Below are 285 nucleotides of genomic sequence, written 5' to 3'. Positions count from 1 at the left end.
CCCCAAGCATGATATAGAAAACTGCTGTTCATTACTGTACATTTGTTTGTGGTGATTCAAATATACAATTTGTTCAGCGGTTTTCTTCGTTAATTAACAACTATCACGCGAAATGTCGGATGAACCTGTTTTAAGGCATCTTCTGCACTTCCGTCCAGTTTAAATTCGAATACATAGATAAATTTCTCCGTCTTCACCACAGCATCAGCCCTGCCGTTTGCGCTGCGTACCTCTGCATCGATGAACTGCCCCAACAGTCTGAACACAAGATAGAACACTGCCTGA

At 42.1% G+C, this 285-nt stretch carries 1 protein-coding gene; it reads right to left on the bottom strand.

The annotated features are described in order from the left end of the window. Positions 1 to 89: 89 nt before the first annotated feature. On the bottom strand, positions 90 to 285 hold a 196-nt coding region (locus I6E24_RS16885; RefSeq protein WP_235329857.1), incomplete at its 5' end, for a PD-(D/E)XK nuclease domain-containing protein.

It is taken from the genome of Bacteroides caecigallinarum (assembly GCF_021530995.1).
In the GTDB taxonomy this organism is placed as follows: Bacteria; Bacteroidota; Bacteroidia; order Bacteroidales; family Bacteroidaceae; genus Phocaeicola; species Phocaeicola faecigallinarum.
The sequence above is the reverse complement of the archived record's forward strand: the minus strand, read 5'-3'. Positions and strand labels throughout refer to the sequence as shown.